Source organism: Rhodopseudomonas palustris (assembly GCF_003591005.1).
GTDB classification, from domain to species: domain Bacteria; phylum Pseudomonadota; class Alphaproteobacteria; order Rhizobiales; family Xanthobacteraceae; genus Rhodopseudomonas; species Rhodopseudomonas palustris_K.
The window spans coordinates 174,281-190,718 of the sequence record NZ_QYYD01000002.1 but is presented as its reverse complement, the minus strand read 5'-3'; the positions used below and the strand labels follow the sequence as shown (position 1 = coordinate 190,718).

The 16,438-nt window shown below is 65.7% G+C and carries 15 protein-coding genes; 5 read left to right on the top strand and 10 right to left on the bottom strand.

The features are described from left to right. Positions 1-129: 129 nt before the first annotated feature. The gene (locus D4Q52_RS02815) at positions 130-1,935 is read right to left on the bottom strand and encodes a chloride channel protein (RefSeq protein ID WP_119855019.1); all 1,806 of its coding nucleotides are present in this window, start codon (positions 1,933-1,935) and stop codon (positions 130-132) included. Positions 1,936-2,174: 239 nt separating this feature from the next. Between D4Q52_RS02815 and D4Q52_RS02810 the strand changes: the two genes are divergently transcribed. After that, entirely contained in the window at positions 2,175-2,978 is an 804-nt protein-coding gene (locus D4Q52_RS02810) for a gamma-glutamyl-gamma-aminobutyrate hydrolase family protein (protein ID WP_119855018.1), read from the top strand. A gap of 236 nt (positions 2,979-3,214) precedes the next feature. Here D4Q52_RS02810 and ilvD read toward each other — a convergent pair whose 3' ends face one another. After that, entirely contained in the window at positions 3,215-5,071 is a 1,857-nt protein-coding gene (ilvD, locus tag D4Q52_RS02805) for a dihydroxy-acid dehydratase (protein WP_119855017.1), read from the bottom strand. Positions 5,072-5,256: 185 nt separating this feature from the next. Continuing rightward, positions 5,257-6,000: a Crp/Fnr family transcriptional regulator gene (locus D4Q52_RS02800; RefSeq protein ID WP_119855016.1), complete on the bottom strand. Its 744-nt coding sequence runs from the start codon at positions 5,998-6,000 to the stop codon at positions 5,257-5,259. Between the two features lie 160 nt (positions 6,001-6,160). On the opposite strand from D4Q52_RS02800, the gene D4Q52_RS02795 reads away from it, so the two are divergent. Then, positions 6,161-6,385: a hypothetical protein gene (locus D4Q52_RS02795; protein ID WP_119855015.1), complete on the top strand. Its 225-nt coding sequence runs from the start codon at positions 6,161-6,163 to the stop codon at positions 6,383-6,385. A 128-nt stretch (positions 6,386-6,513) separates the two neighbouring features. Here the strand turns inward: D4Q52_RS02795 and D4Q52_RS02790 are convergent, their stop codons facing one another. Continuing rightward, on the bottom strand, positions 6,514-6,984 hold the full coding sequence (locus D4Q52_RS02790) for a hypothetical protein (protein ID WP_119855014.1): 471 nt from the start codon (positions 6,982-6,984) through the stop codon (positions 6,514-6,516). A gap of 309 nt (positions 6,985-7,293) precedes the next feature. On the opposite strand from D4Q52_RS02790, the gene D4Q52_RS02785 reads away from it, so the two are divergent. Then, entirely contained in the window at positions 7,294-8,820 is a 1,527-nt protein-coding gene (locus D4Q52_RS02785; protein WP_119855013.1) for an acyl-CoA synthetase, read from the top strand. A 182-nt stretch (positions 8,821-9,002) separates the two neighbouring features. Here D4Q52_RS02785 and D4Q52_RS02780 read toward each other — a convergent pair whose 3' ends face one another. The 6 genes from D4Q52_RS02780 to D4Q52_RS02755 form a co-directional block, all read right to left on the bottom strand. After that, positions 9,003-9,779 (bottom strand): enoyl-CoA hydratase-related protein, encoded by a 777-nt coding sequence (locus D4Q52_RS02780; RefSeq protein WP_119855012.1) that lies wholly within the window; start codon positions 9,777-9,779, stop codon positions 9,003-9,005. A 32-nt stretch (positions 9,780-9,811) separates the two neighbouring features. Next, the gene (locus D4Q52_RS02775) at positions 9,812-10,957 is read right to left on the bottom strand and encodes an acyl-CoA dehydrogenase family protein (protein WP_119855011.1); all 1,146 of its coding nucleotides are present in this window, start codon (positions 10,955-10,957) and stop codon (positions 9,812-9,814) included. Between the two features lie 9 nt (positions 10,958-10,966). Beyond that, entirely contained in the window at positions 10,967-11,794 is an 828-nt protein-coding gene (locus tag D4Q52_RS02770) for an SDR family NAD(P)-dependent oxidoreductase (protein ID WP_119855010.1), read from the bottom strand. Positions 11,795-11,977: 183 nt separating this feature from the next. Continuing rightward, entirely contained in the window at positions 11,978-12,388 is a 411-nt protein-coding gene (locus D4Q52_RS02765; RefSeq protein ID WP_119855146.1) for a MaoC family dehydratase, read from the bottom strand. 5 nt (positions 12,389-12,393) lie between these two features. Then, positions 12,394-12,840 carry a MaoC family dehydratase N-terminal domain-containing protein gene (locus D4Q52_RS02760; RefSeq protein WP_119855009.1) on the bottom strand — a complete coding sequence of 149 codons (447 nt, stop codon included), beginning with the start codon at positions 12,838-12,840 and terminating at the stop codon, positions 12,394-12,396. An 8-nt stretch (positions 12,841-12,848) separates the two neighbouring features. Next, a complete protein-coding gene (locus D4Q52_RS02755) occupies positions 12,849-14,033 on the bottom strand; it encodes a lipid-transfer protein (protein ID WP_119855008.1) in 1,185 nt (394 codons plus the stop codon). Positions 14,034-14,132: 99 nt separating this feature from the next. Between D4Q52_RS02755 and D4Q52_RS02750 the strand changes: the two genes are divergently transcribed. After that, positions 14,133-14,849 (top strand): TetR/AcrR family transcriptional regulator, encoded by a 717-nt coding sequence (locus D4Q52_RS02750; protein WP_119855007.1) that lies wholly within the window; start codon positions 14,133-14,135, stop codon positions 14,847-14,849. A 29-nt stretch (positions 14,850-14,878) separates the two neighbouring features. After that, complete coding sequence (locus D4Q52_RS02745) at positions 14,879-16,435, top strand: acyl-CoA synthetase (protein WP_119855006.1); 1,557 nt, start codon at positions 14,879-14,881, stop codon at positions 16,433-16,435. Positions 16,436-16,438: the final 3 nt, after the last annotated feature.

Genomic DNA, 16,438 nt, shown 5'->3' with positions numbered 1-16,438 from the left:
GCCCACCGCGGGCGCGCTGCAGAGCTAGGCGAGAGATCGGTCACGAGTAAGGCGGCGCCTCGGCACCCTGCGCACGAAATCGCGAGCGCATGACAAGGCTGTTAGTTATCCTATCAATTCGTCACAGCTTCAGCGGAAATACAATTCCTGATTGCGCCGCTCGAGTTCATTGGAATAGGTGCGCAGCACGTGCGCCTCGCTGACGGTGCCGACGACACGGCGATCCTCTGCGTTGTCGATCACCACGAGAATGTCGACTTCGCCGCGATCGAACGCCGCGAGCATGTCGCGGATGCTACTGCTGGGAAACAGGAACTGATCGTGCTGCTGCGCGACGCCCGCCAGCGTGGCGCCTTCCGTCGCGTCGATGTCGTGGACGTCCGGCGAACCGACCACGCCGGCATAGCGGCCGTCGGCGTCGAGCAGCACCAGGTGCTTGACGCGTCCCGGCGGAAACAGCTTCTGCGCCTCGGCCATCGGCAGGTCGGCGCGGGCCGTGTCGAAATCCGTCCGCATCAACGTTGCCGCAAATATCTGATCGACCCAGCCGACATCCTGCGGCCCCCGGATCGCCTCGCCGCGTAGATGGAAGCGCCAGGTCGCGAAGCTGTAGCCGAACAGCTCGCGCACGATCATCGCGCTGACCGACGCCGCGACGACGCCGCCGACCGTGACGGAGAAATCGCCGGTGAGTTCGAGCGCCAGACAGATCATGCTGAACGGCGCGCCGAGCACGCCGGTCGCCACCGCGACCATGCCGGCAACCGCAGCAGTGCCGGGCTGCAGGGCGAACGTCGGAAAGATCGGGCCGAGCACGGTGCTGTAAAGCTGGCCGATCAATGCGCCCAGCATCAGCGAAGCGAAGAACAGTCCGCCGCGATAGCCGGCACCGAGCGAGATCGCCGAGGCGGCGGTCTTCAGCAGCAAAGTGGTGGCAAGCATCAGCCAGGTGGGGTTGCTCAGCAACAGGATCTGCATGGCGCCATGGCCGGAGCCGAGGACGGTCGGAGTCAGCATCGCGAGCCCGCTCAGCAGCAGCGCTCCGACCACGAAGCGCAGCGCCCCCCGCAGCGCGGTGAGCCGCTGGAAGGCGCGCTCGGAGAACGCCACCGCCAGCATCACCACGATGCTGAACAGCGCGCCCAGCACGCCAATCACCATCATCTGCCCGATCATCTCGACCGAAACCGGCGACGGCACGCCGGGCACGACCAGAAACGACGGATGCACCAGCTGACGCATCACCAGCCAGGCCGCAACCGAGCTGGCGATCACCGGCACGAGGCTGGCTGACGTGTAGGCGCCGAGCACGACCTCGAACGCGAAAAACGCACCGGCGAGCGGCGCCGTGAAGGCCGCGCTGATCGCACCGGCCGCGCCGCAGGCCACCAGCAGCCGCATGTCGGCGCGGCGCGCAGCCAGACGCTTGCCGATCTGCGAGCTGAACGCCGCACAGATCTGGGTGTAGCCCGCTTCCAGACCGACCGACGCGCCGCAGCCGTTGGACAGCAGCGTTTGCAGCGAGATCAGCAGGCTGCCGCGCATCGACACCCGCCCGCCATACAGCGCGTTGGCTTCGATGGCGTCGGCGAGCTGACCCTTGAAGCGCTGCACATAGAACGCGCTGATCACCGCCAGCAACAGGCCACCGCACAGCGGCACCAGCACGATGCGCTGCCAGGGGATGACGCCGTTGGCGCTGAGCCGCGTGCCGTATGGGATGCTGAACAGGATGGCGTGGGCGAATTCACTGGCACGCCAGATGATCGCGACCAGCAGGCCCGACAACAGCCCGATCACCACCGCGACCAGCACCAGCCCGACTTCGCGGGTCCGGACGAAATTCCGGAAGCCGGCCGGCAGCCGCCACGCCCCGCTGGCTGCAGGCGCGGGCGCACCGGCAGCCTGCGCCTCCGCACCGGACCCCACGCTCACCGATCGCCCCCGTCCGACACGAGCTCCTCCAACATGACGCGAGCCACACCTGTTCGGGCATAGTGATAGAATGAAGGCGCACGCCGTAGGGAGCCGACGTGCGGCGGGCGCGGCCCGGTTCTACGCATTGGCCCAAGTCTTGCCCAGCGCAGAGCAGGCCACCGAATTCGGCACCACCCTTGTGTTCGATTTTCGTGACTTTGGCTGTATGGTCCAGACATATGGCGAGGAGGACTGGAATGAGGCGCAGAGCGGTGGTCGGCGTGATCGGCAACGCCCATCTCGTCGATAATCGGTTTGCAGTCCAGCACGTCGGCGAGCGCAATCTGCGCGCCGTCTCGGAAGTCGCCAACGCGCTGCCGCTGATGTTCGCCGGCTGTCCGGAGATCACCGAGATCGAGGAACTGCTCGAGATCGTCGACGGCGTCCTGCTCACCGGCGGGCGCGCCAACGTCCATCCGACTCATTTCAACACCGAGCCCAACCCGAAGCACGAGCCGTATGACGAGGCCCGGGACGGGCTGGCGCTGCAGCTGGTGCGGACCTGCGTCGAGCGCGGCATCCCGCTGCTCGGCATCTGCCGCGGCCTGCAGGAGATGAACGTCGCGTTCGGCGGTTCGCTGCATCCGGAAATCCGCGAGATCCCGGGCCGGATGAACCACCGCATGCCGCGGCTGGAAAACGGCGAGATCCACCCCGACGCCACCGTGGTGTTCGCCGATCGCCACGACGTTCAGCTCAAGCCCGACGGCGTGTTCTCCAGGCTGTTCGGCCGCGACGTTGTCCGGGTGAATTCCCTGCACGGCCAGGGCATCCTCGAGCCCGGCGGCCGGGTGGTGATCGAAGGCATCGCCGAGGACGGCACCATCGAGGCGATCCGGATCGAGGGTGCGCCCGGCTTCGCGCTGGGCGTGCAATGGCATGCCGAATACGATCCGCAGCACAACCCGATCAACCGCGCCATCTTCCTCGCCTTCGGCGAAGCGCTGCGCGCGTATCAGACGAGCCGCAATCAGCCGGTGAGTTTGCGGAAGTCGGGGTGAACTCGCGACACCGATTTCGATTCGCGCGCAGCATCGTCATCCCGACAGTCTGACCGACACTGCGGCCACTGACTTGGGACACTGACGCCTCAACCCGTCATGCCCGGCCTCGTGCCGGGCATCCACGCCTTGCTGAGGGGAACGCGGAACAGGCGTGGATGGCCGGGACAAGCCCGGCCATGACGCAACTCATCAGGACTTGAAACACTGCAAAAGCCCGTCAACTCGGGCCGTTGTTACTTCCGTCCCAGCCTGCGGCTGACGTCGCGGACGGCGCCGTTGGCGGCGCTGGTGGTGAGGGCCGCGTAGGCCTGCAGCGCGGCGGAGACGACGCGCTTGCGATCCTTCGGCGTCCAGGCGGCATCGCCGCGGGCGTTCTCTTCCTCGGCGCGCTTAGCGAGCTCGGCGTCGGAGACGTCGAGCGAGATGCTGCGGTTCGGGATGTCGATCGAGATCCGATCACCATTGCGTACCAGGCCGATCAGGCCGCCCTCCGCCGCTTCCGGCGAGACGTGGCCGATCGACAGGCCCGAGGTGCCGCCGGAGAAGCGGCCGTCGGTGATCAGCGCGCAGGCTTTGCCGAGGCCCTTCGATTTCAGGTAGCTGGTCGGATACAGCATCTCCTGCATGCCCGGGCCGCCACGCGGACCTTCGTAGCGGATCACCACGACGTCGCCGGCAACGATCTTGTTGGTCAGGATCGCCGACACCGCGTCGTCCTGGCTTTCGAACACCTTGGCGGGCCCCGAGAACACCAGCACCGACGCATCGACGCCGGCCGTTTTCACGATCGAGCCGTCGAGCGCGATATTGCCGTACAGCACCGCGAGACCGCCGTCCTTGCTGAAGGCGTGCTCGGCGTCGCGGATCACGCCGTTCTGGCGGTCGAGGTCGAGCTCGTCGTAGCGGCGGTCCTGGCTGAACGCGGTCTGGCTCGGCACGCCGCCCGGCGCGGCGCGGAAGAAGGTGCGCACCGCCTCGCTGTTGCTCTGGCGGATGTCCCAGCGCGCCAGCGCGGCGCCGAGCGTCTCGCTGTGCACGGTCGGGCATGACGTGTCGAGCAGGCCGGCGCGGTCGAGCTCGCCGAGGATCGCCATGATGCCGCCGGCGCGGTGCACGTCTTCCATGTGCACGTCGGACACCGAGGGCGCGATCTTGCTCAGACACGGCACCCGGCGCGACAGCCGGTCGATGTCGCTCATCGAGAAGTCGAGTTCGGCCTCGCGCGCCGCGGCGAGCAGATGCAGCACCGTGTTGGTCGAGCCGCCCATCGCGATGTCGAGCGTCATGGCGTTCTCGAACGCCTTGAAGCTCGCGATGTTACGCGGCAGCACCGAGGCGTCGTCGTTCTCGTAATAGCGGCGCGCCAGATCGACGATGGTGTGGCCGGCCTCGACGAACAGCCGCTTGCGGTCGGCGTGGGTGGCGAGCACCGAACCGTTACCGGGCAGCGACAGGCCGAGCGCCTCAGTGAGGCAGTTCATCGAATTGGCGGTGAACATGCCCGAGCACGAGCCGCAGGTCGGGCACGCCCCGCGCTCCATCGTCTGCACGTCTTCGTCGCTCATGCTGCTGTCGGCAGCGGCGACCATGGCGTCGATCAGGTCGACCGAATGAGTCTTGCCCTTCAGCACCACCTTGCCGGCTTCCATCGGGCCGCCGGAGACGAACACGGCGGGGATGTTGAGCCGCATCGCGGCCATCAGCATGCCGGGGGTGATCTTGTCGCAGTTGGAGATGCACACCATCGCGTCGGCGCAGTGCGCATTGACCATGTACTCGACGCTGTCGGCGATCAGTTCGCGCGACGGCAGCGAATACAGCATGCCGTCGTGGCCCATCGCGATGCCGTCGTCGACCGCGATGGTGTTGAACTCCTTGGCGACGCCGCCGGCCGCTTCGATCTCGCGCGCGACCAGCTGGCCAAGGTCCTTGAGATGGACGTGGCCAGGCACGAACTGCGTGAACGAATTGACCACCGCGATGATCGGCTTGCCGAAATCGCTGTCCTTCATGCCGGTGGCGCGCCACAGGCCGCGTGCGCCGGCCATGTTGCGGCCGTGGGTCGTCGTTCGGGATCGATACGCAGGCATGAGAAAAATGTCCGTGAGATGTTCGCCATCAGCTCGGGGCCGCAATTGCGGTCAACACCCGAGAGGACGAACCGTTGCCATGATGATCTGGCAACAGCCTTACTTGAGAACGGTCGGCCCCTCAATGGCCTGCGCGCAATGCTGCGCTGCAGCGGAAATCGCAGCAGACCACGGCGGAGTTAGCCTCAAGCGTCCGTCGTCACCTCCGGCACTTTCACCAGATGCAGATAGCTGGGGTCGAACTGGCCGATCTGCGCCAGACGGGGCCAGTCCAGCACCTCGAGCTCGCCGCCGCGGAATTCAATCGCCTGAGCGTTCCGGAGCTCGGCAAGGGTACGGTTGACCGTCGCAATCGCCATGCCCAGCGTCTCGCCGAGCTGCGCCAGGCCAATCGGCAGCGACATCACGTTTCCGCGCGTCAGCCGTGACGCCTGAGCGCGGTAGAAGAGCTCGCAGAACAGGTGAGCCATTCGGGCGGCCATGTCGCGCGAGCTGTTGTTGGTGATGGCCTCGCGGAAGATTGCGGCGTCGATCAGCGTTTCCCGCCACACCGCGAAACCGACCTGAGGGTGGGTCTCGAACAGTCGCGTCAGCTGCTTGTGCGGGATCGATGCCACCACGGCAGAGCCGATCGAACATACGGCGTGATCCATCCGGTCGAGAAATAGCGTCTGCGAGTCCGGCATGTCGCCAGCAAGATGAAACGAGAGGTATTGGCGGCGGCCGTTCGTCAGCAGGTGATAGCGCGCCACCATGCCTTCGACGACAAGCGCCGAGACCTTGGCAGCGTCACCCTGGTGGATGAAGTCTTCGTTACGGCCCAGCTCGCAGACCGTGAAACTCAGCGACTGAATCGCGACTGCATCCTCGTCGCTGATCTGGCTATGCTCCCTGAGTTTGTCGATCAGGATCCGATGGATGCGCTCCACGCATGTCTCCGTTGCAGAACAGTATCATTTGATACGTCGATGAGTGCTCTGCAGCACTAAACTCCTGGAACGTGAGCGGGTTTCATGAGGCCGAGCTTGTCGCCAACAGAAGTTGGCCTGGAGACAGCCGACTTTCATACGCCACGATGGAGACCGCTCGTTGCCCTATCGCCAATTCCTCGACCGCATTCGCCGCCTGTTCGACGGGCCGAGCGAACATCTCGATCTGATCGCCGATTCCCTGGCGCAGGGCCGGCTCAAACAGCCGGTCAAGCCGATGTCGGACTACGAGTTGGCGCAGGCAATTCGTGAATTTCAGGGTTTACCGCCCACGACCAGCGCAATTGAAAAGCTCAGCTCGCATCTGGCTAACGATGACGATTGAGACTGCGGCGAGGTGACGCAGCCCGGACCGCGTCGCGCGTCCGCTTGCCCGGCCGTCGAGGCTTCGTAGGAAGTAGCAGGCGCGATCTTCATGCCAGAACGCTGCGGCCTCGCACCGCCTGCATCCAGCTAGGGCCGCAGCGCAGCCCCCTTCGGCAGGCTGCCTTTTCCGGCAGCCAGATCTTTGCGTAGCTGGACTCGCCCACCCTGGATGACCGTCAGTTGCGGCCGCGGCTGCGTGACCGCTGCCAATTCGAGCTGGTGCTGATCCGGCTCGAGCGGCGTGGACCCGGCCGCCGGTTGGTGATCCCGCTCTCGCTCAGCGAGCTGTGCGTTGGCCGGATACCGGCCTTCGAGCTCATCAAGCACGGCGCGGCCCGCAGCGGTGATCTGCCAACCACGTCCGTCTCGCACCACCAGCCCTTGCGTAAAGATGTCGAGGCCGGGCATCCGAGCCGCATAGCTACGCATCCGGCTGGTCCAATCGACACTCCCGGACAGCACCGCCAAATCGGCGTTCAAGGCCGCGGGTGCCGCCAGGCCGTCAGGATAGGTCGATAAGACCTTCAAGATCGCCACATGCACTGACACAACCGACACCCCGACTCACTTCGGCAAAGTATCGGCGGTTCTACAGCAAAATCCAGTCACCCGTCACTTATCCACACACGTCGGACTAACTTGCGTTGCCTATTCGCCAGATCAGCAACTGAACGGACCGCCGTGGCTGACTCATTCTGCACATATTCGAATCAAATGAGCTGTCGGGGACGGTATATGTGCCGACACTGCGGTGCTGTTTCCGCACTGCAGCGACGGAGGCGCTGATTGACTTATCACAAGCGCCCGACTTCACTTGCGAACAGCCAGCCAGCCAGAAGAGCCGGCGGCGCCGAGGGAGGACACGAAATGGCATTCGCCTATTACGACTGGATCGCTCACCATGCCGAGGTCCGGCCGGATCGCACCGCTGTGGTGGATCTGGCGACGCAGCGCCGGCACAGTTACGGTGCTCTCGACGAGCGCGTCGATCGGCTCGCTGCGCATCTCCAAACGCTTGGAGTCGGCCGCGGCGACCGCGTCGCGGTGCTGGCCGCCAACACTTCCGATACGCTCGAAGTGCAGTTCGCCTGCTTCCGCTTAGGTGCGATCTTCGTGCCGCTGAATGTGCGGCTGACGGTGCACGAACTCGCTTTCATCGTCGGCGATGCCGCGCCGCGCGTGCTGGCGCACGACAATGATTTCGTCGCGATGGCCGGCGAGCTGCAGGGCAAGTGCAGCATTCCGCGTCTGCTGCAATTCGGCGCGCCGTATGAGGCCGCGCTCGCCGCCTCGCCCCGGCTCGCTCGTACCGAAGCGGTGACGCTCGATGACGTCTCGACCATCATGTACACGTCCGGTACCACCGGCAAACCGAAGGGCGCCATGATCACGCACGGCATGACCTTCATCAACGCGGTCAATCTCGGCATCCCGACCTTCATCTCGCAGCGCACCGTGTTTCTCTGCGTGATGCCGCTGTTCCACACCGGCGGGCTGAACTGCTACACCAATCCGGTGCTGCACGCCGGCGGCACGGTGTTGCTGATGCGCGCGTTCGATCCCGCCGAAACGCTGCGACTGATCGGCGATGCCAGCATCGGCCTGACGCATTTCTTCGGCGTGCCATCGATCTATCAATTCATGTGTCAGCATCCGGCGTTCGCCAGCACCGACTTGTCGCGACTGCAGGTTGCCGGCGTCGGCGGCGCGCCGATGCCGGTGCCGCTCTTGAAGATCTGGCAAGACCGCGGCTGCGTGCTGATGCAGGGCTACGGCATGACCGAGACCAGCCCGGCCGTGCTGATGCTGGATGCCGACGACGCCGCGCGCAAGGCCGGCTCGGCCGGCAAGCCGGTGCTCCATGCGGAGTTGAAGATTGTCGGGCCGGACGGTGAGTTGGTCGCGCCCGGCGAGATGGGCGAACTCTGGGTCAAGGGCCCGAACATTACGCCCGGCTATTGGAATCGCCCTGACGCCAACCGCACCAGCTTCACCGACGGCTGGCTGCACACCGGCGACGCGGCGCGCGTCGATGAGGAAGGCTTCTACTACATCGTCGACCGCACCAAGGACATGTACATCTCGGGTGGCGAGAACGTCTATCCGGCCGAGGTCGAGGACGTGCTGTATCAGCTGTCCGAGATCGCCGAAGCGGCTGTTATCGGGGCGCCGGATCCGCAATGGGGCGAAACCGGCGTGGCGATCATCGCGGTGAAAAGCGGCCACGAATTACCCGAGACGACGCTGCACGCACATTGCCGCGAGCGGCTGGCGCGCTTCAAATGCCCGCAGCGCGTGATCTTCGTCGAAGCCCTGCCCCGCAACGCCACCGGCAAGGTGCACAAGCCGACGCTACGCGAGCGGTTTCTGACACGGGAGACGGCAGACGCCTAACGCAGTCTTCCTTCGCAAGCGAACAAATCCGCAGCGTCAGTTCAGGTCGCTTAGTTCGCCGCAAACTCCGTCATGGCCGGGCTTGTCCCGGCCATCCACGCCTTTGTTGCATCTCCGTCAGCAAGGCGTGGATGCCCGGCACGAGGCCGGGCATGACGAGTGGAGATGAAGTGCCGGGCGAGCTATCGCCCGGTGAACCGCGCCGCGCGTTTTTCGACGAAGGCGGCGGCGCCTTCGCGGAGGTCAGCGGTGACGAAGGCCTGGCCCTGGCGCTCGGCCTCGTCGTCGAGCGTGTCCGCCAAGGACGCGTCCCAGGCGCGTTCGATCTGCGCCTTGATCAGGCCGATGCTGATCGGCGGGCCGCTCGCCAGTTGCTCGGCGATCGCCATTGCCTCGGTCATCAGCGCGGCGTCATCGACGGTCTGGAAGATCAGCCCCCACTCCGCCGCCTGCTCGGCGCTCAGCGGCCGACCGAGTAGCGCCAGCGCGCGGGCGCGCGCCACACCGATCGAGCGCTGCAGGAACAGCGAGGTGCCGGCATCGAGCGCAGCGCCGAGCTTGACGAAGCTGAGCACAAACTTCGCCGACCGCGCCGCCAGCACGATATCGCCGGCAAGCGCGAGGCCGACACCGGCACCGGCGGCCGGGCCGTTGACGGCAACGACGATCGGCTTGTTCGCGCCGCGCATCTTCTCCAGCAATGGGCTGAGCTCGGCGCGCATCCATGGCGCGACATTGGCACCGGCATCGAAGGTCTCGCCGCCGAGCTGCGCGCCGGCGCAGAAGCCTTTGCCGGCGCCGGTGAGCAGCAGCGCCCGCACCGACGCATCCGCCAGCGCGGCGTCCAGCGCCGCGTTGAGATCGGCGAGCAGGCCGGGGCGCATCGCGTTGTACTGCTCGGGATTATCGAGCGTCAGCACCGCGACCGCGCCGCGCGTCTCCGACTTCACCCACGCCATGCCGTCTCTCCCTGCCCTGTGCCCACGCTTGCTTACAGCGACCGCGCGATCAGCAGCTTCATCACTTCGTTGGTGCCGCCGTAGATCTTCTGGATGCGTGAATCAACGAACATCCGGCCGATCGGATACTCCTGCATGTAGCCGTAGCCGCCATGCAGTTGCAGGCATTCGTCGACGGTCTCGACCTGCTTCTGCGTCGTCCACCACTTCGCCATCGACGCTGTCACTGCATCCAGATCGCCGGCGATCAGTCGCTCGATGCAGAAATCGACGAACACGCGGGCGATGAACGCTTCGGTCTTGCGCTCGGCGAGCTTAAAGGCGGTGTTCTGGAAGTCGAGGATCGGCTGGCCGAACGCCTTGCGCTCGCGCGTGTAGTCCGTGGTCAGCTTGACCGCGCGCTCCATCGCCGCCACCGCGCCGACCGCGATGATCAGCCGCTCCTGCGGCAGTTGCTGCATCAACTGGACGAAGCCTTTGCCCTCCTCGCCGCCGAGCAGGTTCTCCTTCGGCGCGACGGCGTTTTCGAAGAACAGCTCGGACGTGTCGGAGGCGTGCAGGCCGATCTTGTCGAGGTTACGGCCGCGCTTGAAGCCGGGATTGTCCTTGGTCTCCATCGCGATCAGCGACAGCCCCTTGGCGCCCGGCCCGCCGGTGCGCGCCACCACGATGATCAGATCGGCGTTCTGGCCGTTGGTGATGAAGGTCTTCTGGCCGTTGATGACGTAAGTGTCGCCGTCGAGCTTGGCGGTGGTGCGCACGCTCTGCAGGTCCGAGCCGGTGCCGGGCTCGGTCATGGCGATGCCGCCGATCAGTTCGCCGCGCGCCATCGCCGGCAGCCAGCGCTGCTTCTGCGCTTCCGAGCCGTAGTTCAGGATGTAGTGCGCGACGATGCCGCTCGACACGGTGACGCCGGACAGCACTTCCGGCACGATCGACTCCATGTCCTCGAAGATCGCCGCGTCATAGGCGAAGCTCGCGCCGAGCCCGCCATACTCTTCCGGCACGCTCGGCACCAGCGCGCCCATCTCGCCGAGCTTCAGCCAGGCGGAGCGATCGACCATCTTCTGCTTGCGCCATTTCTCGGCGTGCGGCGCCAGGTCCTTTTCCAAGAACTTGCGAAACTGGTGGCGGAACGCCTCCAGCTCCTCGGTCATCCAGGGCGATCGGTACTGCATTTTTCCTCGCTACAGAATAAGTCCGCCGCCACAGACGACGACCTGCCCACTGATGTAGTTCGATTCCGGGCTGCAGAACAGATAAACGGCGTCGGCCGCTTCTTCCGGCGTACCGCCGCGGCCGAGCGGGATCATCCGCGCCATGGCGTCGAGCAGTTGCGGCTGCACGCCGACCTTGATGTCGCGGCCGGCGACGTCGATGGTCTTCTGCTGCGCTTCGATCGGCTGCGTCAGGCGGGTGGCGATTAAGCCGAAGGCGACGCAATTGACGTTGACCTTGTAGCGGCCCCACTCCTTGCACAGCGTCCGCGTCAGCCCGATCAGCGACGCTTTCGCCGACGAGTAGCTGGCCTGGCCGGCGTTGCCGTAGAGCCCGGCGATCGAGGAGATGTTGACCACCTTACGGAACACCTCCTGCCCTGCCTCGGCTTCCTTCTTGGCGAAGATGCGGATCGGCTCCGCGGCAGCGCGCAGGATGCGGAACGGTGCCACCAGATGCACGTCGAGCATCGCCTGGAACTGCTCGTCGGTCATTTTCTGGATCGTCGAGTCCCAGGTGTAGCCGGCATTGTTGACGATGATGTCGAGGCCGCCGAACTGCTCCACCGCCGCGCCGACGAAGCGGTCGGCGAAGCCCGGCTCCGACACGCTGCCATTGATGGCGATCGCCTGACCGGCGGCGGCCTTGATCTCGGCTGCGACAGCGTCGCCCGGCGCATCGTCGAGATCGTTGACGACGACGCGCGCGCCTTCGCTGGCGAGCTTGAGCGCAATGGCGCGGCCGATGCCGCGGCCCGATCCGGTGACCAGCGCCACCTTGCCTTGCAGTTTGGACATCTGATTTCCTTCAGATCCTGGTTCAGGGATTTATGAGTGTGTCGTCATGGCCGGGCTTGTCCCGCCTGCGCGGCCGAAGCCGCTTCGGCGCGGCGAAGGCCCGGGCATCCACGCCTTGCGGCCGATGTCACAAGAGAAGGCGTGGATGGCCGGGACGAGCCCGGCCATGACGGATGATCGGTACTAAAGAGCCACCACGGCCTCGCCGGCGAGCTTGGTCTCGCCGTGCTGGTCTTTGGTAGTGAGCGCGATGCGGGCGCGGCGTTCGCCGCCGGCTTCGAACAGCTCAGCGATTGTGCCCTCGCAGGTCAGCTCGGCCCCGACCTGGGTGATCGCCGCAAAGCGCGTCGAGAAGGCGCGGATCCGGTCCGGCGGAAACGCGTCGCTCAGCGACTGGCCGAGATAGCCCATCACCAGCATGCCGTGGCTGAATACGTCGGGAAACCCAGACGCCTCGGCGAAGTCGATATCGACATGGATCGGATTGTGGTCGCCCGAGGCGCCGCAATACAACGCCAGCCGATGCCGGCTGATCGCCGGAAACTGCTTGTGCACCACGCGGTCGCCGACCGCCGCTGTGTTGGTACCAGTCATCGCGTTCACCCGTTACGAACGACGATCGTCCGGGCCGTGTCGGCCACATGGACGCCGTGCTGATTGGTGACCGCGGTCTCGACCACGATCAGCGTCATGGCGCCGCCTTTCTTGTCAGCGACGCTGGCTACGCTCGACTGAAAGGTCAGCTTGTCGCCGACCACGACGGGGGCGTGATAGGTAAAGCTCTGCTCACCGTGCAGCACCTTGCCGAGATCGATATCGAGCGCCGTCAGGAATTCGAACGGCTTGTCGTTGTCGAGCATCTCCAGACAGAACAGATAGGTCGGCGGAATCGGGATGCCCTTGTAGCCGGCGGCCTCGGCCGCGGCGGCGTCGCGATACACCAAATTGCTCTCGCCGAGCGTCTCGAAGAAGTAGCGCAGACGGCCCGGCTCGACATCGGCGGTCACCGGCGTGAACCGGTGACCGACAGCGGATTGATCGACCATGATGACGCTCAGGCGCGTTCGTACAGCGTGACGACGCAGGCGCCGCCGAGGCCGAGATTGTGCTGCAGGGCGCGCTTGGCGCCTTCGACCTGGGTGGCTTCCGCGGTGCCGCGCAGCTGCCGCGTCAATTCGTAGCACTGCGCGAGGCCAGTGGCGCCGAGCGGATGCCCCTTCGACAGCAGACCTCCCGACGGATTGGTGACAAACTTGCCGCCATAGGTGTTGTCGCCGTCGTCGATGAACTTCTCGGCGCCGCCTTCGGGGCAGAGGCCGAGCGCCTCGTAGGTGATCAGCTCGTTATGCGCGAAGCAATCGTGCAGCTCGACGACGTCGATGTCGCTGGGGCCGACGCCGGCCTGCTCGTAGACCTTGTTGGCTGCGGCGCGCGCCATGTCGTAGCCGACCACCCGCATCATGTCGCCCGCATCGAAGGTCGAGGACGTATCGGTGGTCATCGCCTGCGCGGCGATGCGGACGTTGGTAGCGAGGCCGTGCTTCTTGGCGAAGGCTTCCGACACCAGCACCGCGGCGGCGCCGCCGCAGGTCGGCGGGCAGGCCATCAGCCGTGTCATCACGCCCGGCCAGATCACCTGATCGCCGAGTACGTCGTCGGCGGTGACTTCCTTGCGGAACAACGCCAGCGGGTTCTTCGCCGCGTGGCGGCTCGCCTTGGCGCGCACCTTGGCGAAAGACGACAGCGGCGTGCCGTGCTTCTGCATGTGGCTGAGGCCGGCGCCGCCGAAGTAGCGCAGCGCCAGCGGAATGCCGGGCGCATCGATCAGCCGATCGGCGGCAGCGTCGAAATCCTCGAACGCGCTGGGGCGGTCGGCGAACACGGTGCCGAGCGCGCCGGGCTTCATCTGCTCGAAGCCGAGCGCCAGCACGCAATCCGCCGCGCCGGATGCGATCGCCTGCCGCGCCAGATACAAAGCGGTGGAGCCGGTCGAGCAGTTGTTGTTGACGTTGACGATCGGCACGCCGGTCATGCCGACCTGATACAGCGCGCGCTGGCCGCAGGTAGAGTCGCCGTAGACGTAGCCGACGAAGGCCTGCTCGATGGCGTCGTAACCGACACCAGCATCGCTGAGCGCGCGGCGCGCCGCCTCGGCACCCATCAGGTGATAGGGCTCGCTGGCGCCCGGCTTCATGAACGGAATCATGCCGACGCCGGCGACATAGACGGGTGCAGCCATCTGATCTCTCCCAATCTTACTCGTTGGACTTTTTCTTACCCGTGAGTAATATAAGTCACCGTCGCCGGAGTCAACCGGCGGCCGCTTGACGGATGCATGATGGACGGACGCCCCGCCAACGATCAGACCTCTCCCTGGATGACATTCGAGAACCGCAGACGCGCCCGCGACGAAAAGCGCGAGGCGGTGCTGCGCACGGCCGTGCAATTGTTTCTCGAGCAGGGCTATCATCGCGCCACGCTCAATGAGGTCGCCGAGCGGCTGAACATCACCAAGCCGGCGCTGTACAACTACTTTCGCAGCAAGGAGGACATCCTGTTCGAATGCTGGGCGCTGGGGCAGGAGCAGGTCGACGGCTTCATCGCCGCGATCGACGGCAGCCGGCAGAACGGCCTCGGCAAGCTGCGCGCGCTGGTGCATTCCTACGCGGAGACGATGGCGACGGATTTCGGCGCCAGCCTGGTGCGGTTCGATCCGCGCGATCTCAGCCCCGCCAATGCCAGAACCGTGCGGGCCGCCAAGCGCGGCATCGACCAGAGCTTCCGCCGCTACATCACCGAGGGCATCGCCGACGGCTCGATCAAGCCGTGCGATCCGAAGATGGCGGCGTTCGCCATCGCCGGGTCGCTGAACTGGATCGGGCATTGGTACCAGCGCGGCGGCGAACTGACGCCGGATGCGATCGCCGATGATTTCGCCGAGAGGCTGACCGAAGGACTTGCGGCAGCCACGAGCAAACGACCAGCCGGGAGAACATCTGCTACCAAGACCAAGAAGAGCACCGCCAAGGCGCCCACCTCACGCAAGAAGAAATAATCTCAAGAAACAGACCAAGGGAGGACTTTATGAACATCACTCACGGCCTGCGGCGGGCGCTGCAGATCAATGCGGACGGCCCCGCCACCGTGTTTGGCAGCCGCAAGCGCAACTGGCGCGAAATCGGCGACCGCGTCGCGCGGCTCGCGAGCGGCCTGCGCGCGCTCGGTGTCGGCGAAGGCGAACGCGTCGCTATTCTGGCGATGAACTCCGACCGCTACCTCGAAATGTATCTGGCCGCCGGCTGGTGCGGCGGCGTGATCGTGCCGCTCAACATCCGCTGGAGCGCGCTTGAGAACGAGGACGCGCTGAAAGACTGCCGCGCCGTCGCGCTGGTGGTCGACAAGGCGTTCGCCGCGACCGGCGTGACGCTGGCGAAAGCAATCCCCGGCATGGCGATGATCTATGCCGACGACGGCGATGTGCCAGAGGGCATGCGGAGCTACGAAGACGTCATCGCGGCGCACGAGCCGATCCCGGACGCGATGCGGAAGGCCGATGATCTCGCCGGCATCTTCTACACCGGCGGCACCACCGGCCGCTCCAAGGGCGTGATGCTGAGCCACGGCAACCTGATGGCCAACGCGCTGAATGCGCTCGGCGAAGGCCTGTTTCCCGGCAGCTCGGTGTATCTGCACGCCGCGCCGATGTTCCACCTCGCCAACGGCGCGGCGATGTATTCGCTGCTGCTGTCCGGCGGCTCCAACGTGATGATCCCGTCGTTCACGCCGGAGGGCGTGATGCAAGCGATGCAGACCGAGCGCGTCACCGACGTTTTGCTGGTGCCGACCATGATCCAGATGCTGGTCGATCATCCGGCGCTGAAGAACTACGACCTGTCGTCGCTGAAGAACATCGTCTACGGCGCCTCGCCGATCAGCGAAGCCGTGCTGGCGCGCGCCAGCGCCGCGCTGCCGCATGTGCAGTTCACCCAGGCCTACGGCATGACCGAACTGTCTCCCATCGCCACGCTGCTGCACTGGAAGGAGCATATCGGCGACGGCAAGGCCAAGGGTCGCCAGCGCGCCGCCGGCCGCGCCACGCTCGGCTGCGAGGTGCGCATTGTCGACGCCGACGACAAGCCGCTGCCGTACGGCACGGTCGGCGAGATCTGCGTGCGCGGCGACAACGTGATGATGGGCTATTGGGAGCGGCCCGAAGAAACCGCGCGGGCGCTGGCCGGCGGCTGGATGCATACCGGCGACGGCGGCTACATGGACGAGCACGGTTTTGTCTTCGTCGTTGACCGCGTCAAGGACATGATCATCTCGGGCGGCGAGAATGTGTACTCGGTCGAGGTCGAGAACGCGGTGGCGCAGCATCCGGCGGTGGCGCAATGCGCCGTGATCGGCATTCCGCACGACGCCTGGGGCGAACAGGTCCACGCCGTGGTGGTCACCAAGGCCGGCGCCAGCGTGACGGCCGACGAGCTGATCGCCCACTGCAAGGCGCTGATCGCCGGCTACAAGTGCCCGCGCAGCGTCGAGATCACCGAAACGCCGCTGCCGCTGTCCGGCGCCGGCAAGATCCTGAAACGCGAGCTGCGCCAGCCCTATTGGGACAATCGCGAACGCCGCGTGAGCTGAGCC